This is a genomic window from Isoptericola sp. NPDC056578 (assembly GCF_042793275.1).
Lineage (GTDB): Bacteria > Actinomycetota > Actinomycetes > Actinomycetales > Cellulomonadaceae > Isoptericola.
The window spans coordinates 1-24,850 of the sequence record NZ_JBHTVC010000002.1 but is presented as its reverse complement, the minus strand read 5'-3'; the positions used below and the strand labels follow the sequence as shown (position 1 = coordinate 24,850).

The 24,850-nt window shown below is 74.6% G+C and carries 28 protein-coding genes; 20 read left to right on the top strand and 8 right to left on the bottom strand.

The features are described from left to right. Positions 1–8: 8 nt before the first annotated feature. The gene (locus ACFQ80_RS01055; RefSeq protein WP_430562232.1) at positions 9–452 is read right to left on the bottom strand and encodes a globin domain-containing protein; all 444 of its coding nucleotides are present in this window, start codon (positions 450–452) and stop codon (positions 9–11) included. Positions 453–753: 301 nt separating this feature from the next. Here ACFQ80_RS01055 and rpsD point away from each other — a divergent pair, with 301 nt between their 5' ends. From rpsD to aroB, 11 genes are all read left to right on the top strand, one after another. Then, a complete protein-coding gene (gene rpsD / locus ACFQ80_RS01050; RefSeq protein WP_430551236.1) occupies positions 754–1,380 on the top strand; it encodes a 30S ribosomal protein S4 in 627 nt (208 codons plus the stop codon). A gap of 156 nt (positions 1,381–1,536) precedes the next feature. Beyond that, complete coding sequence (locus tag ACFQ80_RS01045; RefSeq protein WP_430545449.1) at positions 1,537–1,920, top strand: DUF948 domain-containing protein; 384 nt, start codon at positions 1,537–1,539, stop codon at positions 1,918–1,920. Next, positions 1,920–2,324 carry a hypothetical protein gene (locus ACFQ80_RS01040; protein ID WP_430562231.1) on the top strand — a complete coding sequence of 135 codons (405 nt, stop codon included), beginning with the start codon at positions 1,920–1,922 and terminating at the stop codon, positions 2,322–2,324. The genes ACFQ80_RS01045 and ACFQ80_RS01040 overlap by 1 nt, the downstream gene beginning before the upstream one ends. A 124-nt stretch (positions 2,325–2,448) precedes the next feature. After that, positions 2,449–5,160, top strand: coding sequence for an alanine--tRNA ligase (gene alaS / locus ACFQ80_RS01035; RefSeq protein ID WP_430562230.1), 2,712 nt, complete (start codon positions 2,449–2,451; stop codon positions 5,158–5,160). Beyond that, entirely contained in the window at positions 5,157–5,702 is a 546-nt protein-coding gene (ruvX, locus tag ACFQ80_RS01030; protein ID WP_430551239.1) for a Holliday junction resolvase RuvX, read from the top strand. Before alaS ends, ruvX begins: the two co-directional genes overlap by 4 nt. Before the next feature lie 67 nt (positions 5,703–5,769). Next, positions 5,770–6,921 carry an endolytic transglycosylase MltG gene (gene mltG, locus ACFQ80_RS01025; protein WP_430562229.1) on the top strand — a complete coding sequence of 384 codons (1,152 nt, stop codon included), beginning with the start codon at positions 5,770–5,772 and terminating at the stop codon, positions 6,919–6,921. 1 nt (position 6,922) lies between these two features. Continuing rightward, positions 6,923–7,816 (top strand): shikimate dehydrogenase, encoded by an 894-nt coding sequence (locus ACFQ80_RS01020; RefSeq protein ID WP_430562228.1) that lies wholly within the window; start codon positions 6,923–6,925, stop codon positions 7,814–7,816. Positions 7,817–7,875: 59 nt separating this feature from the next. Continuing rightward, positions 7,876–8,301 carry a peptidoglycan-binding protein gene (locus ACFQ80_RS01015; protein WP_430562227.1) on the top strand — a complete coding sequence of 142 codons (426 nt, stop codon included), beginning with the start codon at positions 7,876–7,878 and terminating at the stop codon, positions 8,299–8,301. 103 nt (positions 8,302–8,404) lie between these two features. After that, positions 8,405–9,622, top strand: coding sequence for a chorismate synthase (gene aroC / locus ACFQ80_RS01010; protein ID WP_430551242.1), 1,218 nt, complete (start codon positions 8,405–8,407; stop codon positions 9,620–9,622). Next, complete coding sequence (locus tag ACFQ80_RS01005) at positions 9,619–10,230, top strand: shikimate kinase (protein ID WP_430551243.1); 612 nt, start codon at positions 9,619–9,621, stop codon at positions 10,228–10,230. The genes aroC and ACFQ80_RS01005 overlap by 4 nt, the downstream gene beginning before the upstream one ends. Next, positions 10,227–11,381, top strand: coding sequence for a 3-dehydroquinate synthase (gene aroB / locus ACFQ80_RS01000; protein ID WP_430551244.1), 1,155 nt, complete (start codon positions 10,227–10,229; stop codon positions 11,379–11,381). The genes ACFQ80_RS01005 and aroB overlap by 4 nt, the downstream gene beginning before the upstream one ends. Here aroB and ACFQ80_RS00995 read toward each other — a convergent pair. Then, the gene (locus tag ACFQ80_RS00995; protein ID WP_430562226.1) at positions 11,378–11,830 is read right to left on the bottom strand and encodes a hypothetical protein; all 453 of its coding nucleotides are present in this window, start codon (positions 11,828–11,830) and stop codon (positions 11,378–11,380) included. The two genes, aroB and ACFQ80_RS00995, sit on opposite strands and share 4 nt — an antisense overlap. Before the next feature lie 65 nt (positions 11,831–11,895). Here ACFQ80_RS00995 and ACFQ80_RS00990 point away from each other — a divergent pair, with 65 nt between their 5' ends. Continuing rightward, complete coding sequence (locus tag ACFQ80_RS00990; RefSeq protein WP_430562225.1) at positions 11,896–12,618, top strand: ArsR/SmtB family transcription factor; 723 nt, start codon at positions 11,896–11,898, stop codon at positions 12,616–12,618. A 12-nt stretch (positions 12,619–12,630) separates the two neighbouring features. Here the strand turns inward: ACFQ80_RS00990 and ACFQ80_RS00985 are convergent, their stop codons facing one another. Beyond that, positions 12,631–13,437 carry a glycerophosphodiester phosphodiesterase gene (locus ACFQ80_RS00985; RefSeq protein WP_430562224.1) on the bottom strand — a complete coding sequence of 269 codons (807 nt, stop codon included), beginning with the start codon at positions 13,435–13,437 and terminating at the stop codon, positions 12,631–12,633. Beyond that, positions 13,434–14,534: an alpha/beta hydrolase gene (locus tag ACFQ80_RS00980; RefSeq protein ID WP_430562223.1), complete on the bottom strand. Its 1,101-nt coding sequence runs from the start codon at positions 14,532–14,534 to the stop codon at positions 13,434–13,436. The genes ACFQ80_RS00985 and ACFQ80_RS00980 overlap by 4 nt, the downstream gene beginning before the upstream one ends. Before the next feature lie 98 nt (positions 14,535–14,632). Between ACFQ80_RS00980 and ACFQ80_RS00975 the strand changes: the two genes are divergently transcribed. After that, a complete protein-coding gene (locus tag ACFQ80_RS00975) occupies positions 14,633–16,114 on the top strand; it encodes an MFS transporter (protein ID WP_430562222.1) in 1,482 nt (493 codons plus the stop codon). Here ACFQ80_RS00975 and sigJ read toward each other — a convergent pair. Then, positions 16,053–17,114, bottom strand: a complete 1,062-nt coding sequence (gene sigJ / locus ACFQ80_RS00970; RefSeq protein ID WP_430562221.1) for an RNA polymerase sigma factor SigJ — start codon at positions 17,112–17,114, stop codon at positions 16,053–16,055. The two genes, ACFQ80_RS00975 and sigJ, sit on opposite strands and share 62 nt — an antisense overlap. Before the next feature lie 91 nt (positions 17,115–17,205). On the opposite strand from sigJ, the gene ACFQ80_RS00965 reads away from it, so the two are divergent. Continuing rightward, the gene (locus tag ACFQ80_RS00965) at positions 17,206–17,559 is read left to right on the top strand and encodes an iron chaperone (protein ID WP_430562220.1); all 354 of its coding nucleotides are present in this window, start codon (positions 17,206–17,208) and stop codon (positions 17,557–17,559) included. A 20-nt stretch (positions 17,560–17,579) separates the two neighbouring features. On the opposite strand, the gene ACFQ80_RS00960 is transcribed toward ACFQ80_RS00965, so the two are convergent. From ACFQ80_RS00960 to ACFQ80_RS00950, 3 genes are all read right to left on the bottom strand, one after another. Continuing rightward, the gene (locus tag ACFQ80_RS00960; protein ID WP_430562219.1) at positions 17,580–18,983 is read right to left on the bottom strand and encodes an FAD-binding oxidoreductase; all 1,404 of its coding nucleotides are present in this window, start codon (positions 18,981–18,983) and stop codon (positions 17,580–17,582) included. A gap of 102 nt (positions 18,984–19,085) precedes the next feature. Further along, entirely contained in the window at positions 19,086–20,432 is a 1,347-nt protein-coding gene (locus ACFQ80_RS00955; RefSeq protein ID WP_430562218.1) for an MFS transporter, read from the bottom strand. Further along, a complete protein-coding gene (locus tag ACFQ80_RS00950; RefSeq protein ID WP_430562217.1) occupies positions 20,429–21,439 on the bottom strand; it encodes an alcohol dehydrogenase catalytic domain-containing protein in 1,011 nt (336 codons plus the stop codon). The genes ACFQ80_RS00955 and ACFQ80_RS00950 overlap by 4 nt, the downstream gene beginning before the upstream one ends. 74 nt (positions 21,440–21,513) lie before the next feature. On the opposite strand from ACFQ80_RS00950, the gene soxR reads away from it, so the two are divergent. The 6 genes from soxR (at position 21,514) to nusB (ending at position 24,803) form a co-directional block, all read left to right on the top strand. Next, the gene (gene soxR / locus ACFQ80_RS00945) at positions 21,514–21,993 is read left to right on the top strand and encodes a redox-sensitive transcriptional activator SoxR (protein WP_430562216.1); all 480 of its coding nucleotides are present in this window, start codon (positions 21,514–21,516) and stop codon (positions 21,991–21,993) included. A gap of 82 nt (positions 21,994–22,075) precedes the next feature. After that, positions 22,076–22,522, top strand: coding sequence for a type II 3-dehydroquinate dehydratase (locus ACFQ80_RS00940; protein WP_430551256.1), 447 nt, complete (start codon positions 22,076–22,078; stop codon positions 22,520–22,522). An 84-nt stretch (positions 22,523–22,606) separates the two neighbouring features. Continuing rightward, entirely contained in the window at positions 22,607–23,338 is a 732-nt protein-coding gene (locus ACFQ80_RS00935; protein WP_430562215.1) for a hypothetical protein, read from the top strand. Then, the gene (locus ACFQ80_RS00930) at positions 23,335–23,712 is read left to right on the top strand and encodes a hypothetical protein (protein ID WP_430562214.1); all 378 of its coding nucleotides are present in this window, start codon (positions 23,335–23,337) and stop codon (positions 23,710–23,712) included. Before ACFQ80_RS00935 ends, ACFQ80_RS00930 begins: the two co-directional genes overlap by 4 nt. 95 nt (positions 23,713–23,807) lie before the next feature. After that, a complete protein-coding gene (gene efp, locus ACFQ80_RS00925; protein ID WP_430551259.1) occupies positions 23,808–24,371 on the top strand; it encodes an elongation factor P in 564 nt (187 codons plus the stop codon). A gap of 15 nt (positions 24,372–24,386) precedes the next feature. After that, positions 24,387–24,803: a transcription antitermination factor NusB gene (gene nusB, locus ACFQ80_RS00920; protein ID WP_430551260.1), complete on the top strand. Its 417-nt coding sequence runs from the start codon at positions 24,387–24,389 to the stop codon at positions 24,801–24,803. Positions 24,804–24,850 lie beyond the last annotated feature (47 nt).

Below are 24,850 nucleotides of genomic sequence, written 5' to 3'. Positions count from 1 at the left end.
ACCCGTCGTCACGCCGCCTCGAGCTCGACGAGGGTGCTCGCCATCGTCCGGTGGACCTCGTCCCATGCGGCCGCCACCTCGGGCGTCACCGCGTCGCCCAGCACGGCGATGATGGCCGCGAACAGGTGCTCGTGCACCACCTCGTACTGCGCGGGCTCGACGCCGACCGCACGGTGCCGGCGGGCGACGGGCGCGAGCACGTCGCGGGGGTCGGCGTCCTCGTCGGCGACGAGCATCGCCGCGCAGGACGTGATCGCGGCCGCGAGCGCCCTCTGCTGCGAGCCGTCGGCGATCCGCTCGGGGGAGAACATCGAACCGAGCAGGCCGGGGTGCTCGTCCAGGAGGGTCCGGTAGAAGATCGTGGTGATGTCGTCGATCGAGTCCTCGACCACGGGGAGGGTGGAGCGGACCACCTCGGCGGAGCGGGGCGAGAGCGTGACGGGGGAGGGCATCCTGGCGACTCCTTCGGGCGACGTGCCGGCGCCGTGCCGGCGGTGCACAGTCAAGCGCCCGGTCGGCGCCGGCGACAAGGCCTTGCGAGGGCAGGGCAGGTGGAGACTCGGCAGGCCGGGACGCCCCGCGGGATGCGGTAAGATGCTGCGGTTGCCGTTTCCGGCGACCACCTGGGACCTCGGCCCCGTGAGCACCCGCCCCGTGCGGGAGCTCCATCGGCTGGTCCCGCACCCGGACCTCCCCTCGCGGGGCGGACGTCGGGTGTGACCTCATCCATCACCACAGGACAGGAAGCAACCAGTGACCGCTGTCACCAAGTCGCGCCGCCAGGTCCGCCTGAGCCGCAAGCTCGGCCTCGCGCTGACCCCGAAGGCCGTCCGCCACTTCGAGAAGCGCCCGTACCCCCCGGGTGAGCACGGCCGTGCGCGCCGCCGCACCGAGTCGGACTACGCGGTCCGCCTCCGTGAGAAGCAGCGTCTGCGCGCCCAGTACGCCCTGCGCGAGAAGCAGCTCCTCAAGGTCTACGAGAACGCCCGCAAGCACCCGGGCCTGACCGGTGAGGTCATGGTCGAGGACCTCGAGACGCGCCTCGACGCGCTCGTGCTGCGCGCCGGCTTCGGCCGCACCATCCTGCAGGCCCGCCAGGCCGTGACGCACCGTCACATCCTGGTGGACGGCAAGATCGTCGACCGTCCGTCGTTCCGTGTGAAGCCGGGCCAGACCATCCAGGTCAAGCCCAAGTCGCAGACCACCACGCCGTTCCAGGTCGCCGCCGCCGGTGCGCACCGCGACGTCCTGCCGGCCGTCCCGGGCTACCTCGAGGTGAACCTCGAGAAGCTGTCGGCCACGCTGACCCGCAAGCCGAAGCGCGCCGAGGTCCCCGTGACCTGCGAGGTGCAGCTCGTGGTCGAGTTCTACGCGCGCTGATCCCGAGCATCTCCGCGGAGGACTCCGCACCCAGGACGCCCCGTCACCCGCCGTCGCGGGGGGCGGGGCGTCCGCCGTCTGGGTCCGCCGTCTGCAGGGAGTCACCCGGGATAGGGTGACGACCGACCGTCTGACACCTGTGCGAGGAGAGATCTGATGTCGATGGGTGACGTGGCCGGGCTCATCGCGGCCGTCGCGTTCGTGCTGCTCGTGGGCCTGCTCGCGATCCCGCTCGTGAAGCTGGGCCGCGTGCTCGACGAGGCGACGCGCTCCATCCGCGAGGTGACGGAGCACTCGGTGCCGATCCTCGACGAGGCGGCCACCACGGTGGCCTCCACCAACGACCAGCTGGTCAAGGTGGACACGATCACGACGTCGGCGGCCCAGGTCAGCGAGAACGTGTCGGCGCTGGCCGGCCTGTACGCCTCGACGCTCGGCCGCCCCCTGGTCAAGGTCGCGGCGTTCTCCTACGGCGTGCGCCAGGCGTTCGCGCGGGCCTCGCGCTCGAGCCGCGGCGACGACGCGAAGGCCGGCCGCTGATGCGCCGCCTGTTCTGGGTCGGCGTGGGCGTCGTGGTGACGGTCGTCGTCGTCCAGCGGGGCCGCAAGATCGTGGCGCAGTACGCGCCCGAGGCGGTGGTCGACCGCGCGGAGCGTGCGGCGCAGGACGCCGGACGGCGGGCGGAGACGTTCGTCGCGACGTTCCGGCGCGAGTTCTCGCAGGCGCGCAGCGCCCGCGAGGCCGAGCTCACCGCGGCGCTGCTGGCCGAGGGGCAGCCGGGCCCGGACGACGTCCGCGCGAGCGGGCTGCGTCCCGCCGACCTGCGCGGGGGCCCCGGGCGCGCCCGGCACGCGGCCGCGACGCGCGACGGACAGCCCGGCCGGTATCCCGACGCCGAGGCGGAGATCGCCGCCGACGAGGCGGACCTCGGCTACTCGTTCTGAGAATTCCCGTTCCGACCATCTCCCGGTGGGCGCGAGAATGGGGGACGGCCGCCGCCACGGCGGGCGGCCACCCGCACGTCACGCCCGTCACCAGCCGTACCGGCTCGACACATCGAAGGACATCATGCGCACCGCCGAGATCCGCAAGCGTTGGCTCGACTACTTCGAGTCGAAGGACCACGCGATCGTCCCGAGCGCCCCCCTGGTCTCGCCCGACCCGTCGATCCTGTTCACGATCGCCGGCATGGTGCCCTTCATCCCGTACATCCTCGGCACGGAGCCCGCGCCGTGGCCGCGGGTCGCGAGCGTGCAGAAGTGCATCCGCACCAACGACATCGAGAACGTGGGCCGCACCACGCGGCACGGCACGTTCTTCCAGATGAACGGCAACTTCTCGTTCGGGGACTACTTCAAGCGCGAGGCGATCGACTTCGCGTGGGAGCTCCTCACGACCGACCAGGGCCAGGGCGGCTACGGCCTCGACGGCGACCGCCTCTGGGTGACGATCTGGGAGGAGGACGCCGAGGCCTTCGACGCGCTCACGAAGGGCGTCGGGCTCGACCCGAAGCACGTGGTGCGCCTGCCCCGCGAGGAGAACTTCTGGGACACGGGCCAGCCCGGCCCGGCGGGCCCCTGCGCCGAGTGGCACTACGACCGCGGACCCGCGTACGGCCCCGAGGCCGTCGGCGGCACGGTCGACCCGGGCGGCGACCGCTACCTGGAGATCTGGAACCTCGTCTTCGACCAGTTCGTGCGCGGCGAGGGCCAGGGCAAGAACTACCCGCTGCTGGGCGAGCTCGAGCACAAGAGCATCGACACGGGGGCGGGCCTGGAGCGCATCGCGTACCTGCTGCAGGGCAAGGAGAACCTCTACGAGATCGACGAGGTGTTCCCCGTCATCGCGCGCGTGGAGGAGCTGACCGGCAAGCGCTACGGCGCGGACCCCGAGGACGACGTGCGGATGCGCGTGATCGCGGACCACGTCCGCTCGTCGCTCATGGTGATCGGGGACGGCGTGCGCCCGTCGAACGAGGGCCGCGGCTACGTGCTGCGGCGCCTCGTGCGCCGCGCCGTGCGCGCGGTGCGCCTGCTCGGCGTCGACGAGGTCGCGCTGCCGTCGCTGCTGCCCGTGTCGAAGGACGCGATGAAGGCGTCGTACCCGGAGCTGGAGGCCGACTTCGGCCGCATCAGCGACGTCGCGTACGCCGAGGAGGATGCGTTCCGCCGCACGCTCGCGCAGGGCACCACGATCCTGGACACCGCCGTGGGCCGCGCCAAGTCGCGCGCCTCGGACGGTGCCGACGGCGGGACCCCGGTGCTCGGCGGCGCGGAGGCGTTCCAGCTGCACGACACCTACGGCTTCCCGATCGACCTCACGCTCGAGATGGCGGCCGAGCAGGGCGTCCAGGTGGACGAGAAGGCGTTCCGCGACCTCATGGCGGAGCAGAAGCAGCGTGCCCGCGCCGACGCGCTCGCGAAGAAGACGGGCCACGCCGACCTGCGCTCGTACGAGCACCTGAACAAGGAGCTCTCCGCGCCGGTCGAGTTCCTCGGGTACACGGACACGGAGTCCGCGGTGACGGTGGCCGGTCTGCTGGTCGACGGCGTGCCCGCCCCCGCGGCGACCGCGCCCGCCGACGTCGAGGTCGTGCTGGACCGCACGCCGTTCTACGCGGAGGCCGGCGGCCAGCTCGCCGACCAGGGCACGATCGTTCTCGACGGCGGGGCGACCATCGAGGTCGACGACGTGCAGCGCCCGGTCAAGGGCCTGTCGGTGCACCGTGGCCGCCTGGTCGAGGGCACGATGGCGCTGGGCGACCCCGGCACCGCGACGATCGACGTCGCGCGTCGTGTCGCGATCAGCCGCGCCCACTCGGCGACGCACATGATCCACAAGGCGCTGCACGAGATGGTCGGGCCGGACCGTACCCAGGCCGGGTCGGAGAACGCGCCGAGCCGCGTGCGCTTCGACTTCCGGTCCCCGACCCCGGTCGCCGCGGACGCCCTCGGCGAGATCGAGGAGCGCGTCAACGCGCGGCTCACCGAGAACCTCGAGGTGACCGACGCGACCATGCCGATCGCCCGCGCCCGCGAGCTGGGCGCCATGGCGCTCTTCGGCGAGAAGTACGGCGACACCGTGCGTGTCGTGTCCATCGGCGGCGACTGGTCGCGCGAGCTGTGCGGTGGCACGCACGTCAAGGCCACCGGCGAGGTGGGCCGCGTCGCGCTGCTCGGCGAGGCCTCGATCGGTTCCGGCGTGCGTCGCGTGGACGCCCTCGTGGGCGACGGCGCGTACGGCTTCCAGGCCAAGGAGCATGCCCTCGTGGGTCAGCTCACGGGCCTGCTGGGTGCCCGCCCGGACGAGCTCGCCGACCGCGTGGGCTCGCTGCTCACGCGCCTCAAGGACACCGAGAAGGAGCTCGCGGGCCTGCGCCAGGACCGCATCCTCGCCGCGGCGGGCACCCTCGCCGCACAGGCGGAGCGCGTGGGTGAGGTGCGGGTCGTCGCGCACGACGCCGGCGAGGTGGCCTCGGCCGACGACCTGCGTGCGCTGGCGCTGGACGTCCGCGGCCGCCTGGGCGACGCCGAGCCGGTGCTCGTCGCCGTCGGCGGCGTCGCGGGCGGGCGGCCCCTGGTGGTCGTGGCCACGAACGCGGGCGCCCGCGACGCGGGCCTGCGGGCCGGCGACTTCGTCAAGGCCGCGGCGAAGACCCTCGGCGGCGGGGGCGGCGGCAAGCCGGACCTGGCCCAGGGCGGCGGCACCGACGCGTCGGCGCTGCCGGCCGCGCTGGCCGGCGTCGCCGAGGGCGTGCGCGCCGCGCAGGCGGGCGCGTGACGGGACCGTCGCCGGAGCAGGACGCGCCCCGCGGGCTGCCGCGGGGCGCGCGCCTCGGGGTGGACGTCGGCAAGGCGCGCATCGGGCTCGCGGGCAGCGATCCCGACGGCCTCGTCGCGACGCCGGTCGAGACCGTGCCACGCGTGCTGGAGGTGCCCGCGGGCGCCGACGGCGCGCCCACGGTGACGCCCGACGTCGCCCGGATCGCGACGGAGGTCGAGGAGCGGTTCGCCGCGGTCGTGTACGTCGGTCTGCCGCGCCACCTGTCCGGGGCGGAGGGCGCGGCCACCGCGGACGCGCGCGACTTCGCCTCCCGCCTGGCGGCCGCCGTCGCCCCCGTCGAGGTGCGTCTCGTGGACGAGCGGATGACGACCGTGACGGCGCACGCGCAGCTGCGGTCGGCGGGGCGACGCACCAAGACACACCGGTCTGTCGTCGACCAGGCCGCAGCCGTTATCATTCTGCAATCTGCACTCGACGTGGAGCGGTCGGCGGGGGAGCGCGCCGGCGAGCTCGTCGAGCAGCAGCGACCGGGCGCCTGACCAGCCCGGACAGCAGCAGCCGACCCATCGTGCCCACCCCAGGCCCTGTCAGAAGGAAGAACCCGGCGTGACGGACCTCTTCGAGCATCCCGCCCTCCAGGAGGCGCCCGCGGCACCCACGCGGCGCCGCTCGGCCGCCGGCCGGAGGGCCGCCGCCAAGCGCAAGCGCCGCCGCAGGCAGCGCACGGCCGTGGTGCTGGTGGTGGTCCTCGGGTTCGTGGGCGCGGGGGCCTACCTGCTCTGGGACCGCATGGACTCGCTCGTCGGCGACCTGCCGTTCATCGGGTCGCAGAACGACGACTACCCGGGACCGGGCGGGGACCCCGTCGACGTCGTCATCCCCGAGGGCGCCACCGGCGGCCAGATGGGCACGGTGCTGCAGGAGGCCGGGGTCGTGGCCAGCGTCGGCGCGTTCACGGACGCGTTCGGCCAGAACCCGGCCGCCGCCGGCATCCAGCCCGGCACCTACCAGCTGCAGGCCGAGATGAAGGCGTCGGACGCCGTCGCCGCGCTGGTGAAGAACGAGAAGCTGCAGACGAACGTGACCATCCCCGAGGGGTACACGGTCGCGCAGATCGTCGACAAGGTCGGCTCGGTCACGGACATCACGCCGAAGCAGCTCGAGAAGGCGCTGAAGGACCCGGAGTCCTTCGGACTGCCGAAGCAGGCCGACGGCAACGCCGAGGGCTGGCTGTTCCCGAAGACCTACACCGTCCAGCCGGGCGACGACGCCACGACGCTGCTCACGGCGATGGTGAACCAGACCAAGCACGAGCTCGAGTCGGCGGGGATCGACAAGGGCGACTGGGAAGAGGCCCTCAACAAGGCCTCGCTCATCGAGCGAGAGGCTCGAGACGCTGAGGACCGACCCAAGATGGCGCGGGCGATCGAGAACCGACTGGATCGAGGAATGACCCTCGACATCGACGCGGCGGTCGCCTACGGCGCAGGCAAGCCCGGCACCCAGCTGACCAACGACGACAAGGCCGACACGAGCAACAAGTACAACCTGTACAAGCATCTGGGGCTCCCACCGACGCCGATCAGCAACCCCGGTGCCTCCTCGATCGAGGCCGTCGCGAACCCCGCCGACGGCGACTGGATCTTCTGGGTGGCCGTCAACCTCGACACGGGCGAGACGAAGTTCTCCGAGACTTACGAGCAGCACCAGAAGTACGTCGACGAGCTGCGCGCCTGGGAAGACGAGAACGGATACTGACGTGGCCGTTCTTCGTCGAGCGGCGGTGCTGGGCCACCCCGTCGCGCACTCCCTCTCGCCCATCCTGCACACCGCCGCGTACGACGCGCTCGGACTCGAGGGCTGGGAGTACACCGCGATCGACACCACGGTCGAGGACCTGCCGGCGCTCGTGCGGAGCCTCGATCTCGGCTGGGCCGGCCTGAGCGTGACCATGCCCCTCAAGCACGCGGTCATGGACCTCGTGGACCACGTCGACCCGCTCGCCGTGGCCGTGGGCGCCGTCAACACGGTGCTCGTCGGTCCCGCGCAGTGCGGCGTGACGCTCACGGGCACCAACACGGACGTGTACGGCCTCGTCACCGCGCTCCGCGAGGGGTTCGTGGCCCAGGGGCGTGGTGCCGGCGCAAGCACGGAGAGCGCCGTCGTCCTCGGCGGCGGCGCCACCGCCGCGTCCACGCTCGCGGCGCTGGGCGAGCTCGGCTGCACGACGCCGCGCGTGCTGGTCCGCTCCCTCGGCCGCACGGCGGGGCTTCAGGAGGCGGCCGCGCGGATGGGCGTCAGCCCGCGCTTCGAGGTCCTCGACCCGTCGGCCTCGCTGGGCGCGCTGCGGGACGCCGACGTCGTGGTCTCCACGATGCCGGCCTACGCCGCCGACCCGGTCGCGGCCGCGATCGCCGCCCACGGCGCCGCGCCGTCGGGCGTGCTGCTCGACGTCGTCTACGACCCGCGCCCCACCGCGCTGTCGACCGCCTGGTCGGATGCGGGTGGCACCGTCGTCGGCGGGGAGCGGATGCTGCTGCACCAAGCCGTCGAGCAGGTGAGGCTGATGACGGGGCGCACTGCGCCTGTGGCAGCCATGGATATTGCGCTTGGTGGTTCGCTCCACAATAGTCGGAATGTGCCTCTTGTCTGAGGATACGGCGAACTGTACGGTCTGTAGAGTCGGTTGATAACTCTAGATCGGAGAAAAGCGTGACGAAGCGCTCGCGACTTCTGGTTGCTCTCGTGTCCTTGCTGACCATTCTCGGTGGTGGTCTTGCGGCCGCGGTTCCTGCCAGTGCCGCTACGGCCTACTGCAACACGATGAAGCATCGGTCGGCGACGGGAACCTATGTTCCTTACAGCTCTTCGGCGGGAACCTACACCTGCTACATGAACGCCACCAACAAGACTCGAGGTGACGGGGTAGTTCAGTTGCAGGCATCCATGAATTACTGCTTCGGGCAGAGCATTGCGGCCGACGGTGTGTTCGGGAACAACACCCGAGACGCTTTGGTCGCGGTCCAGAAGAAGATCGGGGTTACGGCTGACGGTCGATACGGCCCTGAGACTCGAAACAAGATGAAGTGGGTCTCCCTTGGGAACGGTGGCAGTAACGACCACTGCTTTGCCTACTGACACTGGAATCGAAGCCGATCGGTGGACGGGTGCACGTCTGTGCGCCCGTCCACGATCTGGTGTGTTGTAAGCCGAAGCCGCGAAGCGTGGAAGAATCGCGGGCATGCTGCGCTGGATGACGTCGGGGGAGTCGCACGGTCCGTCACTCGTGGGGGTGCTGGAGGGCCTGCCCGCCGGCGTCGAGGTGGTGACCGCGGACATCCAGGCGGCGCTCGCCCGCCGGCGGCTCGGGTACGGCCGCGGCGCCCGCATGAAGTTCGAGCAGGACGCGGTGCGCGTGCTCGGCGGCCTGCGCCACGGGATCACGCAGGGCGGCCCGCTGGCCTTCGAGATCGGCAACACCGAGTGGCCCAAGTGGACCGACGTCATGTCGCCGGACCCCGTCGACCGCGACGCGCTGCTCGTCGACGCCGGCACCGGTGACGAGCGCGAGATCGCGCGCAACCGGCCGCTCACCCGTCCCCGCCCGGGCCACGCCGACCTCGTCGGGATGCGTAAGTACGGCTTCGACGACGCCCGGCCGGTGCTCGAGCGCGCGTCGGCCCGCGAGACCGCGACGCGTGTCGCGCTGGGCCTGGTCGCGGCGAAGTTCCTCGAGCAGGCGGTCGGCGTCCGGCTCGTCTCGCACGTCGTGGCGATCGGCCCGGTGGAGGTCCCCGAGGGCACCGAGCTGCCCACGCCCGACGACGTCGCCGCCCTGGACACCGACCCGGTGCGCTGCTTCGACGCCACGACGAGCGCGGCGATGGTCGCGGAGATCGACGAGTGCCGCAAGGACGGCGACACCCTCGGCGGCGTCGTCGAGGTGCTCGCCTACGACGTGCCGACCGGCCTCGGCAGCTACGTGCAGGGCGACCGGCGCCTCGACGCCCGCCTGGCGGGCGCGCTCATGGGCATCCAGGCGATCAAGGGTGTCGAGGTCGGCGACGGCTTCCGCACCGCGCGCCGCCGGGGCTCGGCCGCGCACGACGAGATCGAGCGCGGGGACGACGGCCACATCCACCGCCGCTCCAACCGCGCGGGCGGCATCGAGGGCGGCATGTCGAACGGCGAGGTGCTGCGTGTGCGCGCCGCGATGAAGCCGATCTCCACCGTGCCGCGGGCCCTCGCGACGGTCGACGTCGCCACGGGGGAGGCCGTCACGGCGCACCACCAGCGCTCGGACGTGTGCGCGGTGCCGCCCGCCGCCGTCGTCGCGGAGGCGATGGTGGCGCTCGAGCTGGCCCAGGCCGTCGTGGAGAAGTTCGGCGGCGACTCGGTGGCCGAGGTGCGGCGCAACGCGGAGGCGTACCTCGCCTCGATCCCCGAGCTGCTCCGATGAGCGCGGGCGTGCCCCGCGCGGTCCTCATCGGTCCGCCCGGCAGCGGCAAGACGACCGTCGGCCGCCTGCTCGCGCAGCGGCTCGGCGTCGCGTTCCGGGACACGGACGCGGACGTCGAGGAGACCGCGGGCAAGCCGGTCGCCGAGATCTTCGTGGAGGACGGCGAGCCGCACTTCCGCGAGCTCGAGCGGGAGGCCGTCACCACGGCTCTGGCCTGCCACCCCGGCGTCCTCGCCCTCGGCGGTGGCGCGGTGATGGACGAGCACACCCAGCGGGCGCTCGAGGGCTACGTCGCGGGCGGCGGCACCGTCGTCTTCCTCGACGTCTCCCTCGCGCACGCCGCGCCCCGCGTCGGATTCAACCAGTCCCGCCCGCTGCTCGTGGGCAACCCGAGAGCGCGATGGGTCGAGCTGATGCAGGCGCGCCGCCCCACCTACGAGCGGCTCGCCACGGTGCACGTCGTCTCCGACGAGCGGCCCCCGCAGGAGGTCGCCGCACAGGTGCACGCCGGTGTCAGGGGTGCACCGGCCCAGGAGGGCACGGCTCAGGAAGGCGCGGCGCAGCACGACGCGGCCGCGGGCACATCGGCACAGGAGGTCCAGTCATGACGGTCCGCGTGACCGTGCAGGGCAGCACGAACGAAGCACCGTCCTACGACGTCGTCGTCGGGCGGCACCTGCTCGGCGAGCTGCCGGGCCTGCTCGGGGAGGGCGTGCGGCGGGTGCTGGTCATGCACCCGGCGTCGCTGCAGGCCACCGGGGAGGCGGTCCGCGAGGACCTCGTGGGCCAGGGCTACGAGGCGTTCGCGGTCGAGCTGCCCGACGCCGAGGAGCAGAAGACCGCCCAGGTCGCCGCGTTCTGCTGGCAGGTGCTGGGCCAGGCCGACTTCACGCGGTCGGACGCGATCGTCTCCGTCGGCGGCGGGGCGACGACCGACCTGGCCGGCTTCGTCGCGGCCACCTGGCTGCGGGGCATCAAGGTCGTGCACGTGCCGACCACGCTGCTCGCGATGGTCGACGCCGCGGTGGGCGGCAAGACGGGCATCAACACGGCCGAGGGCAAGAACCTCGTGGGCGCCTTCCACCCGCCCGCGGGGGTGCTGTGCGACCTGGCGGCCCTGGAGACCCTCGACCGCTGGGACCTCGTCGCCGGCATGGCGGAGGTCGTCAAGACCGGCTTCATCGCCGACCCGCGCATCCTCGAGCTCGTGGAGGAGCACGCCGACGAGCTGCGGGAGTGGAAGGGCTCGGACGCCTCGCCGGAGACCTGGGCCGTGCTGACGGAGCTCATCGAGCGGTCGGTGCGGGTCAAGGCCCGCGTCGTGGGGGAGGACCTCACGGAGCAGGGCCTGCGGGAGATCCTCAACTACGGGCACACCCTGGGGCACGCGATCGAGCTCACCGAGCGCTACCAGCTGCGGCACGGCGCCGCCGTCGCGATGGGGATGGTCTTCGCGGCCGAGCTCGCCCGCCTCGGGGGCAAGCTCGACGACGCCGTCGTGGACCGGCACCGCGCGATCCTGGACTCCCTCGGCCTGCCCACCACCTACCGCGGCGACCGCTGGGACAAGCTCCTCGCGGCCATGCAGCGCGACAAGAAGACGCGCGGCAACCTGCTGCGCTTCGTCGTGCTGGACGACGTCGCGAAGCCGACGCGCCTCGAGGGGCCGGACCCGACGCTGCTCGCCGCCGCGTACGCGGAGATCTCGAAGGAGCCGCCGGCCGGCCGGCCCGGCGTGACGGTCCAGCTCGGGCTCTAGCCCGCGCCCCCGCCGGCCGGGCGCGCGGACTCGCGCTCGGCGTCCCACCCGCGCACGACGTCCCGGCACGCCGGGATGTCGTCGTCCGCGACGAGCAGCACGAGGTTGCCGTCGTGGTCGCTGTACAGGTGCTCCACGACGATGCCTGCCTCCGCGAGGTGGCGCGCGAACGCGCCCATCTGCCCGGGGACGTCCTGGGCGAGGCGGGTCGTGACGACGTCGCGGGCGACCGCGGGTCCGAGACCCGCCGCCGCCAGCGCGGCGACCGCGCGGGGTCCGTCGTCGACGAGGAAGTGGGCGACGCGGCCGCCGTCGAGGCTGGTCACGCCGCCGCCCTCCAGACTGACACCGGCGAGCCCGAGCGTCTCGCCCAGGTCGGCCAGTGCGCCGGGCGTGCCGGGCAGACGGACCTCGAGGTCCTGCGGGGCGGGGGCAGCAGCGGCGGTCATGCGCCGACCGTAGACGCGAGACGTCTCGGCGTCCGCCGAAGCGTCGCCACCGTATCGTCGGGGCCATGGCTGGTGACGGGCGGGACCGGGACTTCACCGCCGTCGGGCGTGCGCTCGCCGCGCCGGCCCGGTCGGTGTTCCTGGGGCTGCTCATGGACGGCACGGCCCGCCCGGCGGGGGAGCTGGCCCGCGCGGCCGGCGTGCGGGCGTCCACCGCGTCGGAGCACCTCGCGGTGCTCCTCGAGGCCGGACTGGTGACCTCACGCGCGCAGGGGCGTCACCGGTACTACGAGCTCGCGGGCCCGGAGGTGGCGGATGCGCTGGAGGCGCTCGGCGGCCTGACGGGACCGGCGCCCGTGACGGGGTACCGCCGCAGCCGCGAGGCCGACCGCCTGGCGGAGGCGCGGTTCTGCTACGACCATCTCGCGGGGCGGCTCGGTGTAGGGCTGACCGGCGCGTGGGTGGCGTCCGGGTGGCTGGTCGGGGAGTCGCTCGCGCTCACCGACGCCGGGACCCACGGGCTGCGCGACCTCGGCGTGGAGGTCGACGCGGCCGTCCGCGCCCGCCGTCCCACGGTGCGGGCCTGCGTCGACTGGACCGAGCGGCGCGTGCACCTGGCCGGCGCGCTCGGCGCCGCCGTCGGCACCCGCTTCCTCGACGCGGGGTGGGTGGCGCGGACGACCGGGCGGGGGCTGCGGCTCACCCCGAGCGGGCAGGCCGTGGTGCGCGAGGCATGGGGCGTCGAGCTCGCCCCGGCCGGCGGGGGCGCCGGACCCGGCCGGGCCTGACGGGCGGGACGCTCAGGCCCACAGGCCGCGCGCGACGAGCACGTCGCGCAGCAGGTCGGCGCGGTCGGTGACGATCCCGTCGACGCCCAGGTCGAGGAGACGACCCATCTCCCCAGGAGCGTTGATCGTCCACACGTGCACCTGCCGCCCGGCGCGGTGGGCGGCGGCGACCGTCCTCGCGTCGACCACCGGCACGCGGCCCTCGGAGACGGGGACCTGCAGGGCGTCCACGTCGCGCAGCGCGCGGCGGGTGATCGCGTCGACCCGGAGGCGGGCCCCGGCGAGGAAGCGCGCCACCTCGCGGCGCCCGGCCGACGTCGCGACCGGGCGGGACAGGCGGGCGAGGGTCGCGCGGCGGCGCCCGACGTCGAACGACGTGACGCAGACCCGGTCGTGCGCGCCGGTGCGCTCGATCGCCTCGGCGGTCGGCGCCACCCCGGAGTCCTCCTTGACGTCGATGTTGACCCGCAGGTCGGGCCAGGTGCCGAGCACGTCGTCGAGGCGCGGCACCGGCTCGCTGCCGCCGATGCGTGCGTGCCGCACGACCGACCACGGCAGGTCGGCCACGCGCCCGGTCGCGTCGGTGGTGCGGTCGAGGGAGGCGTCGTGCAGGGCGACGGCGACGCCGTCGGCGGTGCCGTGCGCGTCCGTCTCGACGTAGCGGAAGCCCAGGTCGACCGCGGCGGCGAACGCCGCCAGGGAGTTCTCCAGGTTCTCCCGGCCGTGCGAGAAGCCGCGGTGGGCCAGCGCGACGACGGCCAGCGGCGCGCCGTCGGCGCCGCGGGGGTCGAGGTACGGGTGCGCGGGGACAGGTCTCACGGCTGCGCCTCTTCCTCGCGCACGGTGTCGCGGGTGTCGTCGGTGTCGCGGAGGTCGTCGGCGCCGGCGGTCAGGGTCCCGGGGACGGGCGGGCGGGCCTGCGGCAGGCGGGCGGCGAGCCATGCCAGGACGCCGTCGAGATAGGCGTGCCGCGGCGTGTCGGCGGACAGGGCGAGGTCGTGCACGCCGCCGGGCACGACGAGCGGGGTCGTGTCGGGCCCGACCCGGGGGGTCAGGGCCGCGATCCGGCCGACGTCGAGCACGGTGTCCTGCGCGTCGAGAAGCGGGTTGTCGGGCCGGTCGGGGCCGGAGGTGTCGCTGCGAGCGACCAGGACCGGCCCGGGGACGGCGAGACCGCGGGCCAGGCGGGCCTGCGCGCGCGTGACCGTGCGGAGCCAGCCGGCGCGCGCCGGGAGCCCCTCGGGGCGCTTGAGCGTCGTGTCGAAGTCCCACCGGCCGCCGTGGGAGGCGTGCTGGGCCGTGGCGTACTCGGAGGGGTGCGCGCTGACGACGGCGAGCGGGCGACGTCGGCCCAGGACCTCGAGCACCGCGGAGCGGCCCGCGTCCGCGAGCCGGGAGCCGCTGAGGGAGAAGAACGGCGAGTTCAGCACCAGGAGGTCGGGCCCGTGCGCCGGGTCGTGACGGACGGCGTGCGCCCACAGCGCCGCGCTCAGGCCGCCCGTCGAGTGCGCGTGCACCACGAGCGGCAGGCCCGGCTCGAGCTCCCGGACGGCGTGCGCCGCGGCGGACAGGTCGGCGCCCGCCTCGCGCAGGCTCGCGACGTAGTGCGGGGGCAGCGGGTCGTCGGCCCCCGGGCCGGCGTCGAGCAGGGAGCGCCCCGCGCGGCGCAGGTCGACGGCGTGGAACGCCAGGCCGGCGTCGACGAACGCCCGGGCGAGGTGCGCCTGGAAGAAGTAGTCGTTGTACCCGTGCACGTGCAGCACGACGGCGCGCGGCCGCGCCGGCCGGTCGACGGCCCGCACCAGGGTCGCGGGGCCGAGCGGCCGCTCCTCGAAGGCCGGGCCGAGGAGCCGGTCGGGCCGCCACCGCCCGGCGGGACCGGGGCGTCGGGGCGGGCGCGGGGCGGGGGCGTGCACGGCGCGATCGTATCCGCGGGCGTCGGTCGCGGCGCGCCGTCGACCGCGGTGCGACGCGCCCCCCCCGCCGGGCGCCCGCGTCGGGCAGACTGCGCCTCATGAGCGACCGACCGGCGGTGCCGGAACCCGTACCCGACGCCGCGCCCACCGCCTCGCCCGGGTCGCCGCCCGGGTCGCCGCACGGCTCACCTCACGGCCCGCGGCACGACGGCGCGGCGAGGCCGGGCGTCGCGGAGGCGCCGGTGCCGCGCCGCCAGGTCGTCTCCTGGGCGATGTGGGACTGGGCCACCCAGCCGTTCAACACCGTGATCGTGACGTTCGTCTTCACGGCCCTGTACCTCACGAGCGACGCGTTCCTGACGCCCGAGGTGGCCGCGCTGCCCGCGACGGACCCGGTGCACGAGCGCGCCCTGGCCGGGCTCACGAGCGGGCTGGGGCTCTGGATCACGATCGGGGGCCTGCTCGTGGCGCTCCTCGCGCCGGTGCTGGGGCGTCGCGCCGACGTCGAGGGACGCCGCAAGGCCTGGGTGGGCGGCGCGACGCTGGTCATGGTCCTGGCGATGGCGGCGCTCTTCGCCGTCCGCGCGGACCCGGCCTGGTTCGTGCTCGGCGCGGCCCTGGTGTCCCTCGGCAGCGTGTCGAGCGAGATCGCCGGCGTGAACTACAACGCCATGCTCGTGCAGGTGTCGACGCGCGGCACCGTGGGCCGGGTGTCCGGGCTGGGGTGGGGGCTGGGGTACCTGGGCGGGATCGTCGCGCTCGTCCTCGTCGTGGTGGCGCAGACGTTCGACTGGTGGGGCATGCCCACCGACGACGGCCTGGCCTACCGGGTCATCGCGCTGGGCTGTGCCCTGTGGGCCGTGGCCTTCGCCTGGCCGCTGTTCCGCTACGTGCCCGAGGCGCCGCCCGCCGAGGACCGCCCGCGCGTCGGCTTCTTCGCCGGGTACGTCGTCCTGGTGCGCGACGTCGTCGCCCTGTACCGCCACGAGCGGCCCACCTTCTGGTTCCTGCTCGCGAGCGCCGTCTACCGCGACGGCCTGTCCGCGGTGTTCACGTTCGGCGCCGTCATCGCCGCGGTGTCGTTCCGGTTCGGCGACGACGCGGTGATCGCGTTCGGCATCGCCGCCAACCTGCTCGCCGGGCTCAGCACGATCGTCGCCGGGCGCCTCGACGACCGGTTCGGGCCCCGCGCGGTGATCATCGGCTCGCTCACCGGGCTCGTGGTGTGCGGGCTGCTCGTCGTCGCGCTGCACCCGCTCGGGGCGGCGGTGTTCTGGGTGGCGGGGCTGGCGCTGACCTGCTTCGTCGGCCCGGCGCAGGCCGCGTCCCGCTCCCTGCTGGCGCGGGTCGCGCCCGCCGGGCGCGAGTCGGAGATCTTCGGCCTCTACGCGACGACGGGCCGCGCGGTCTCGTTCCTCGCTCCCTCGATGTGGACGCTGCTCATCGCGCTCACGGGCGCCACCATCTGGGGGACCCTGGGCATCGTCGCCGTGATCCTGGTGGGCCTCGTGCTCATGCTCAAGGTGACGGTGGGCCGTCGGGAGCCTGTGCGGCCCGACGTCGCTGCCCCGCTGCCCTGATCTCGGCGGCCACCGCCTCCAGGTCGGCCAGCGGCGCCAGGTGGCGCAGCTTGTCCGGGTTGATGACGCCGTCGATCCGGGTGATGCGCCCGCCCACGACCTGCACCGCGTACGTGCCGATGACGCCGCCGCCGACGGACTCGTCGGCGTACGCGATCATGCCCGGAGCGCCGTTGACGACGGTCGCCTCGATGCGCGCGGGCGCGCCCCGCCGCGCGAACCCCGACAGGAGCCGGGCCACCGCCACGTTCCCGGACACCGGGCGGGACACCGCCAGCCCCGCCGGCACGTTGCCGCCGCCGTCCCCGGTGAGCGCCACGTCGTCGGCGAGCAGCTCGACCAGCGCGTCGACGTCGCCCTCCTCCGTGGCCGCGATGAACCGCCGCACCAGCTCCGCGGCGTGCGGGTCGGTCCTGGCCGCCCCGGCGCTCGCCCCGGACTCCGCCTCCCGCCGGGCCGCGACCCTGCGCCGCGCCCGTGACGCGAGCTGCCGCGCGGCCAGCTCCGTCGTCCCGATCACCTGGGCCGACTCGCGGTGGGGATAGCCGAACACGTCGTGCAGGAGGAACGCGGCCCGCTCCGCCGGCGTGAGCGTCTCCAGGAGCACGAGGAAGGCCGTCGACAGGTCGTCGGCCAGCTCCGCGTGCGCGGCGGCCTCGCGCCCCGCCGACCCGGCCGCCACCACGTCCCCGACCAGCGGCTCGGGCACCCACTCGCCGACGTACGACTCGCGCCGCACCCGCGCCGAGCGCAGCACGTCCAGCGCGATCCGGGTCGCGACCGTCGTCGTGTACGCGGCGGGGTTCATCACCACGGGGTCCACCGCCCCGACCGGTGCCACGCGCAGCATGGCCTCCTGGGCGACGTCCTCCGCCTCCGTGACGCTGCCCAGCATCCGGTACGCGGCGCCGAACGCCACCCGGCGCAGGTCCTCCAGGTCGGTGCGGGGCTCGGTCGCACGCCCGGTGCGTCGTCGGGCGGGGGTGTCCGTGCGTGGCATGCTGCCCATCCTTCCGCGGGGCGGGCGTTCCGCCCCGCACTGCCGACGACGTGGCGTGGCGAGACGTGACGCCGCACCCCACGATGGACCCGTGGGAGACGTCGAGGACTACCTGGCCACCCTGACCGGAGCGGAGCGCGACGCCGTCGCGCGCGTCTACGAGCGGGCACGGGCCCTCGTGCCGGACGTCGAGGAGGGCCGCAGCTACGGCATGCCCGCGCTGCGGTACCGCGGCAGCCCGCTGGTGAGCGCCGTGGTCACGCGCACGCACGTGGGCCTCTACCCCTTCAGCCCCGACGTCGTCGCGGCGCTCGCGGGCGACCTGGGCGGGTTCCGCACCACCAAGGGGTCCGTCTCCTTCCAGCCCGACGCCCCTCTGCCGGACGACGTCGTCGACCGGCTGGTGCTCGCGCGCCGCGACGAGATCGACGCGCGGGCCCGCTGACCGTCCCTCTCGTCCGCCTGCTACGCCGGTGGCACGTTGACGTTGCCGCGGAACCGGTTCTGCGGGTCGTAGCGGCGCTTCACGTCGCGCAGCCGCTCCCAGGTGGCGCCCGGGTAGGCCGCCCGCGCGGCGTCGAGCCCGCCGTCGAGGCTGAAGTTCACGTACGCGCCCTCCGCGCCGCGCAGTCGGTCGGCCAGTGCCTCGACCCAGGGGGTGTACCCGGCGGCGCCGGCCGCGTCGCGGGCGACCGCGGCGACGTTGCCCACCAGGCGCGCACCGCGGTGGGCATAGGCCGTCGCGTCGGCGGGGACGTCCGACACCGCGCCGCCGAGCACCCGCAGCTGGGCGGCGCGCATCAGCGCGTCGGACCCCTCCAGCTGCTCCAGGAGGTGCGCCGCGGCGGCCTCGTCGAGCCCGTCGGCGAGGAACGTGCGCCCGGTCGCGACGAGCGGGCCGCCCTCCGGGCCCCCCTCCAGCAGGCTGGGGTAGGGCGCGGCGCGCAGGCCGTCCAGCAGCGCGCCGCCGGCGCGGGCGGCGACGTCGCGCAGCGGGGCCAGGGCGGCGTCCGCCTGGTCGAGCGGGCCGGACCAGCACGCGTTGGCCATGACCACAAGACGTCCGTGGTGCTCCGCGGGGATCATCGGCATCGGCGGCGCCGGCATCACCATGACGACCATCGTCAGCTCCGGGGGCGCGGCCTGAGCTGCCGCGACCACCCCCGCCACGCTCTCGGGCGTGGCCGGCAGGAGGAGCACTCCGCCGACCACCTGCGACACCTCGTGCAGGGCGAACCGGAACCGTGTCACGACGCCGAAGTTGCCTCCGCCGCCCCGCAGCGCCCAGAACAGGTCGGGCTCGTGGTCGGCGTCCGTGCGCACCACCTCGCCGTCCGCGGTCACGACCTCCGCTCCGAGGAGGCTGTCGATGGTCATGCCGAGCGACCGCGACAGGAGGCCGACGCCGCCGCCCAGCGTGATGCCGCCGACGCCGACGGTGCCGGTGTCGCCGAACGGGGTCGCCAGGCCGTGCTGCCCGGCCGCGCGCGAGTACGCGCCCGCGGTGATGCCGCCGCCGGCCCAGGCCGTGCGGCCGTCGACGTCGAGCTCGAAGGAGTCGAGATCGCGCAGGTCCAGGGTGAGCGCGCCGTCGGCGGCGCCCAGACCGAAGACCGAGTGCCCGCCCGAGCGGACGGAGACCTCGGCGCCGGCGTCGCGCGCGACGCGCACCGCGCGGACCACGGCGTCCGTGTCGGCGGGCCGGACGACGGCCGCCGGGCGCTGCTCGACGCCGCCGGGCTCGATGGCGCGGGCGGCGTGGTAGCCGTCGTCGTCCGGGCCGACGACGGGCGTCGCGTCGCCGAGCGCGGTGCGGAGCGCGTCGACCGGGATGGCGGGTGGCGTGGGGGGATTCGAGGGCTGAGACATCGTGACTCCTCGTCGGGACGACGGTACGGGGACCGGGCCGGCCTGCGGCCCGGTCCGTGCGGACGAGCGGGGAATCGCCAGAGCTCGCCCGGGACGGTGCACTCAGGAGGACCGGGCGGGGAGCACATCCTCATCGGCAGCATCCCGTACACCCGACGGGAACGCGACGGAATTCGTGACGACGTCGGGTCGGGTACGACCGGCCAGCACGGCCGCGGTCAGCGCGAGCGCCGCGGAGAGGCCGAGGCACACCGCGTACGCGGCCGCGCCGACCCGGTCGTGCAGGGCCCACAGCAGCGCGCCCGTGCCGGTCAGCGCGAGCGCGGACGCCGCCGCGTCGGACACCTGGAGCACCGACATCGACACGCCCTGCGCCGACGGCGGCGCGAGCTCGAGGACGAGCAGGTTGAGGGTGGGGAACATCAGTCCCATCCCGAGCCCGCTCAGCACCCACGGCGCGGCCGCGGCGGCCAGGGGCACGCCGGGGACGACCAGCAGGGCGACACCCGCGGTCCCCAGCGCGAGGGAGATGCCGCCGACGCGGAGGAACGCCGCGTGCGACAGGCCTCCGAGCCCGCGACCGCGTGCCCACGACCCCGCCGACCACCCGAGGACGTGCAGCGTGAGGACCGCCCCGGCGAACGCCGGGGCGAGACCGCGCTCGCGGACGAGCGCGAGCGGCAGCAGCACCTGCGCACCCACGAACGCGGCGGCCACGAGCGCCCGCACCAGCACGACCGTCCCCAGCCCGCGCGCGCCGCGCACCACCTGGCCCGCGACGTCACGCCACGACGCCGCGTCCCCGCCGTCGTCGGCGACCCGTCCGGCCGAGCCCCGGGTGCGCCCCGCCGCCAGCGCCGGCCGCAGGGCCAGCAGGGCGGGCACGGCCAGCACGGGCACGGCGAGGAACACCCACCGCCACCCGAGGTACTGCGTCATCGCCCCGGCGAGCAGCGGGCCCACGACCCCCGGCACCACCCACGCGGCCGCGAACCACGCGAAGACCTTCGGCCGCCGCTCCGCGGGGAACACGCGCGCCACCAGCACGAAGATCGCGACCCCCTCGATGCCGCTGCCCGCGCCCTGCACGGTGCGACCGGCCAGGAGCACCGGCATGCTCGGTGCCAGCCCCGCGACGAGCAGCCCCGCGAGGAACAGCGAGATCCCCGCCAGCAGCGGAGGCGTCGGCCCGCGGCGGTCCGTCCACCGGCCCGCGACCAGCATCCCCACGACCCCCGCGGCGGACCCCGACGCGAACGCGAGCGTGTACAGGCGCAGGCCGTCCAGCTCGGCGGCCACCGTCGGCATCGCCGTCGAGACCGCCAGGGACTCGAACGCCCCCAGCGCGACGTACGCCACCATGCCGGTCAGCACCGTGCGCTGCGCCCGGACGCCCAGCAGCCCGGCGCGCGACCCGTCGGCCGCACCCTCGGCGGACGCGCCGGTCATCCGAGGACCACCTTGCCGACCGTGCGGCGCTCCTCGAGCTCCCGGTGCGCCCGTGCCGCCTCGGCGAACGCCACCCGATGGGTGAGCACGCGCCACTCGCCCGACGCCGCCCGCTCCAGGGCCCGTCGCTGGTAGGCGCGCAGGTCGCCGAACGCGGGGGCGCCGGGCCCGACGACGGCCCGCACATCGACCGGGTCGCCCGCCGGGGTGACGGCGCTCGCGGCCACGGGGTTCGGGCTCCCGGAGGCCCAGCCCTGCACGACGAGCCGACCGGCGGGCCCGAGGAGGGCCGCGGCCTCGGCGCCCAGGTCGCCACCGACGCCGTCGATCACGACCGTCGCGGCGGCCGCGCGCAGCCGGCCGAGCGCGGCCCGCGCGGCGGCGGGACAGCCGTCCCCGGCGACGTCGACGACGGCGAGCCGCTGACCGGCGTCGGGTGCGAGCCCGCGGACCGCGCGGACCTTGCGCGGCCCGCCGGCCAGGGCGAGGACCCGGGCGCCCCCGTCGAGCGCCGACTGGACGAACAGGGAGCCGAGGCCACCTGCGGCGGCGGTGAGCACCACGACGTCGTCGGGACGCGGCCGCGCGACCTCCAGCGTCATGAGCGCCATCCGGCCCGTACCGATCATCGCGACGGCGTCGGCCAGGTCGAGCCGGTCGGGGAGGCGGTGCAGGGCGTCGACGGGCGCGACGGCGAGGCGCGCGTACCCGCCGCCGTCGGGCGCGGCGCCGAGGTGGGCGGCGACCCGGACCCCGAGCCGGTCGTCCCCGACGTCCGGGCCGACCGCGACCACCGTGCCCGCGACCTCGCGCCCGGGGATGGCGGGGAGGCGAGGCGCGGGCAGGGGACCGGTGGCCTCGCCGCGGCGCAGGGTGGTGTCCAGCAGGTGCACGCCGTGCGCGCGGGCGGCGACGAGCACCTGGCCGGGGCCGGGCACGGGGTCGGGGACCTGCTCGAGGACGAGGGTCTCGGGCGGGCCGTAGGTGTGGTGGCGGATGGCGTCCATGCCGCCATGCTGTGACCTGAACTATGGTTGAGGTCAAGGGTCGGGAGGCCGCCGCGCGGGAAGGGACACGGATCGTGCCGGAGCACGCGACCGAGAGGGTCCCGTGGGACCACGTCGAGCTGTCCGTCGGCGAGGTGGCCGCGCGCAGCGGCGTCGCCGTCTCCGCCCTGCACTTCTACGAGCGGCGCGGCCTGATCGCCAGCCGCCGCACCTCCGGCAACCAGCGGCGCTACCGACGTGACGTCCTGCGCCGGGTGTCGTTCATCCGGGTCTCCCAGCGGGTCGGCATCCCGCTGGCGCGCATCGCCGAGGCGCTGGAGACCCTGCCCGCCGATCGCGCCCCGAACGTCCGCGACTGGGAGCGGCTGTCCAAGGCCTGGCGCACCGACCTCGACGCGCGCATCGAGCAGCTCGAGCGGCTGCGGGACGACCTCACCGACTGCATCGGCTGCGGCTGCCTGTCCCTGAGCCGGTGCGTGCTCGCCAACCCGCACGACGCGCTCGGCGACGACGGCCCGGGCCCGCGCCGGCTGCTCGTCGACGAGACGGACTGACCCGACCGGGACGGCCGGACGACCGGTGGCGCGAGCGCGGACGGCCGGGACGGCCGCCGTGGTGCCGCCGTACCCTCGGGCCATGACTCACGTCCTCGTCCTCAACGGTCCCAACCTCGGTCGGCTCGGCGTGCGCGAGCCCGAGATCTACGGCCACGCGTCCATGTCCGACCTCGAGCGGGAGGCCGCCGTCTGGGGGAGCGAGCTGGGCGTCACCGTCGACGTGCGCCAGACCGACGACGAGTCGGAGCTCGTGGGCTGGCTGCACGAGGCCGTCGACGCCCGCGCGCACGTGGTGCTCAACCCCGCGGCGTTCACGCACTACAGCTACGCGCTGCGCGACGCCGCCGCCCAGGTGACGTCCTCCGGGCTGCTGCTCGTCGAGGTGCACCTGTCGAACCCCGCCTCGCGCGAGTCGTTCCGGCACTACTCGGTGGTGGCCGGCATCGCGACGGGCACGATCGCGGGCTTCGGTTTCGACTCCTACCGGCTGGCGCTCGGCGCCCTCGCGCACAAGCTCCAGTCCTGAACTCCTCCTTCTCCAGGGTCCAGGGTTGACAGGAAACAAGTCCTGAGACTTGTCGAGGTCCTCACAAGGTCGTAGCGTTGATCCATGATCGTCATCACCGCGGACCAGCGGGGCAGCACCCGGGGTCCCGACCGCGTGCCCGAGGCTCTCGCGCTCGTCGCCGCGCGGGCGCACGGACGGCCGGGAGTGCTGCTGCCCTTCGACCGCACGGTGGGCGACGAGCTCCAGGGCGCGCTGTCCGCGGACGACGACGGCGCGGCGCTGGCCGTCGACGTCGTCCTCGACCTGGTGCGCGACGGCGGATGGTCCGTGGGGATCGGCCTCGGCGCGGTCGACCGGCCGCTGCCGGCGGAGTCGAGGGCGGCCTCCGGCCCGGCGTTCGTGCGGGCCCGCGCGGCGGTCGACCGGGCGAAGCGGCGCGGGCGCGGCAGCGTGCCACTGGCCGTGGTGGGGCCGGACGAGGAGCCGCGCTCGACCGTCGCCGCGGACGCGCAGGCGCTCCTGCATCTGCTCGGGGCCGTCGTGGCGCGGCGTTCCACGGCGGGGTGGGAGGCCGTCGACACGCTCGTCGCGCAGCGGGGCCCGGCACCGCAGCGGGCCTCGGCGGCCGCGTTGGGGGTCAGCGAGCAGGCGGTGAGCCAGCGGCTGCGTGCCGCGCTGTGGGCCGAGGACGCGGCCGTCCGGCCGCTCGCGGCGCGCCTGCTGCGGGCCGCGGGTGCCGACCTGGACGATGACCTGGACGACCACCCGGACGACGACCCGGACGACGACCCGGACGACGACCCGGACGGCGAGGCAGGGGAGGAGCGCGCGTGAGCTTCGGAGCGGTGGCGGCGGACGTCGCGGTGTGGCTCGTCGGCCTGGGCGCGAGCGTGGGCGGTGGTGCCTGGCTCGTGCCGTGGGTGCTGCGGCACGCGGAGCGGGAGCCGCAGGCCGCGGCGGAGGCGGTCGCCGTGCTGCGCGGTGGCACCTGGATCGGCCTGCTCGAGCGGCTGTGCGTCACGGGTTCGCTGCTCGCGGGCTACCCGGAGGGCGTGGCCGTCGTCGTCGCGGTCAAGGGGCTCGGCCGGTTCTCGGAGCTGCGCGAGCACCCGGTCGCGAGCGAGCGGTTCGTGGTCGGGACGCTGGCGTCGCTCGCATGGTCGGCCGCCGTCGGGATCGCGGGGCACGTGCTCCTGGTCGCGCTGTAGAATGTTCCGGGCTCTCTGCGGCCCGGCACGTCGACATCCGCACGACATCCGCACGACTTCCGCTCCGTACCCGACCCCGAGGACGAACAAGAAACGTGGCTACCTCCAACGACATCAAGAACGGCACCGTGCTCCGCATCGACGGTCAGCTCTGGTCGATCATCGAGTTCCAGCACGTCAAGCCGGGCAAGGGTGGCGCGTTCGTCCGCACGAAGATGAAGAACGTGCTGTCCGGCAAGGTCGTCGACAAGACCTTCAACGCGGGCACCAAGGTCGAGACCGCGAACGTGGACCGCCGCGACTTCCAGTACCTGTACATGGACGGCGCCGACTACGTCTTCATGGACACCGACACCTACGACCAGATCACCGTGCCCGCCGCCACCGTCGGCGACGCGGCGAACTACATGCTCGAGGGCATGAACATCATGGTCGCGTCCAACGACGGCACGCCGCTGTACGTCGAGCTCCCGTCGTCCGTGGTCCTGGAGATCACCTACACGGAGCCGGGCCTGCAGGGCGACCGTTCCACCGGCGGCACCAAGCCCGCCACCCTCGAGACGGGCGCGGAGATCCAGGTCCCGCTGTTCCTCGAGCAGGGCACCAAGGTCAAGGTCGACACGCGTGACGGGTCGTACCTGGGCCGCGTGAACGACTGACGGGCGCCTGCTGACATGGGTGCACGCACCAAGGCGCGCAAGCGCGCCGTCGACATCCTCTTCGAGGCGGAGCAGCGGGGGATCGACCCGCAGGTGCTCGTCGCCGACCGGGTGATCGAGCCGCACACCGAGGCCGCCGTCCCGCAGTACACGGTCGACCTCGTGGAGGGTGTCGCCACCCACCGCGAGCGCATCGACGAGCTGCTGGCGACCTACTCGCAGGGGTGGACCGTCGAGCGGATGCCGGCGGTCGACCGCGCGCTGCTGCGGATCGGCACCTGGGAGCTGCTCTACAACGACGACGTCCCCGACGCCGTCGCGGTGGACGAGGCGGTCGACCTCGCCGGACAGCTCTCGACGGACGACTCGCCGTCGTTCGTCAACGGCCTGCTGGGCCGGCTGGTCGACATCAAGCCGACGCTGCTGATCTGACGCGTCTCGACGCCCCACAGGCGGTGGCGCACGCATCCGGGCCCGGA

Excerpts from the sequence above, each read along its gene's own strand:
- ACFQ80_RS01055 (WP_430562232.1), bottom strand. The coding sequence starts at position 452 with ATGCCCTCCCCCGTCACGCTCTCGCCCCGCTCCGCCGAGGTGGTCCGC.
- ACFQ80_RS01045 (WP_430545449.1), top strand. The coding sequence starts at position 1,537 with ATGTCGATGGGTGACGTGGCCGGGCTCATCGCGGCCGTCGCGTTCGTG.
- ACFQ80_RS01040 (WP_430562231.1), top strand. The coding sequence starts at position 1,920 with ATGCGCCGCCTGTTCTGGGTCGGCGTGGGCGTCGTGGTGACGGTCGTC.
- alaS (WP_430562230.1), top strand. The coding sequence starts at position 2,449 with ATGCGCACCGCCGAGATCCGCAAGCGTTGGCTCGACTACTTCGAGTCG.
- aroC (WP_430551242.1), top strand. The coding sequence starts at position 8,405 with ATGCTGCGCTGGATGACGTCGGGGGAGTCGCACGGTCCGTCACTCGTG.
- ACFQ80_RS01005 (WP_430551243.1), top strand. The coding sequence starts at position 9,619 with ATGAGCGCGGGCGTGCCCCGCGCGGTCCTCATCGGTCCGCCCGGCAGC.
- aroB (WP_430551244.1), top strand. The coding sequence starts at position 10,227 with ATGACGGTCCGCGTGACCGTGCAGGGCAGCACGAACGAAGCACCGTCC.
- ACFQ80_RS00995 (WP_430562226.1), bottom strand. The coding sequence starts at position 11,830 with ATGACCGCCGCTGCTGCCCCCGCCCCGCAGGACCTCGAGGTCCGTCTG.
- ACFQ80_RS00990 (WP_430562225.1), top strand. The coding sequence starts at position 11,896 with ATGGCTGGTGACGGGCGGGACCGGGACTTCACCGCCGTCGGGCGTGCG.
- ACFQ80_RS00975 (WP_430562222.1), top strand. The coding sequence starts at position 14,633 with ATGAGCGACCGACCGGCGGTGCCGGAACCCGTACCCGACGCCGCGCCC.
- sigJ (WP_430562221.1), bottom strand. The coding sequence starts at position 17,114 with ATGCCACGCACGGACACCCCCGCCCGACGACGCACCGGGCGTGCGACC.
- ACFQ80_RS00960 (WP_430562219.1), bottom strand. The coding sequence starts at position 18,983 with ATGTCTCAGCCCTCGAATCCCCCCACGCCACCCGCCATCCCGGTCGAC.
- ACFQ80_RS00955 (WP_430562218.1), bottom strand. The coding sequence starts at position 20,432 with ATGACCGGCGCGTCCGCCGAGGGTGCGGCCGACGGGTCGCGCGCCGGG.
- ACFQ80_RS00950 (WP_430562217.1), bottom strand. The coding sequence starts at position 21,439 with ATGGACGCCATCCGCCACCACACCTACGGCCCGCCCGAGACCCTCGTC.
- ACFQ80_RS00940 (WP_430551256.1), top strand. The coding sequence starts at position 22,076 with ATGACTCACGTCCTCGTCCTCAACGGTCCCAACCTCGGTCGGCTCGGC.
- ACFQ80_RS00935 (WP_430562215.1), top strand. The coding sequence starts at position 22,607 with ATGATCGTCATCACCGCGGACCAGCGGGGCAGCACCCGGGGTCCCGAC.
- nusB (WP_430551260.1), top strand. The coding sequence starts at position 24,387 with ATGGGTGCACGCACCAAGGCGCGCAAGCGCGCCGTCGACATCCTCTTC.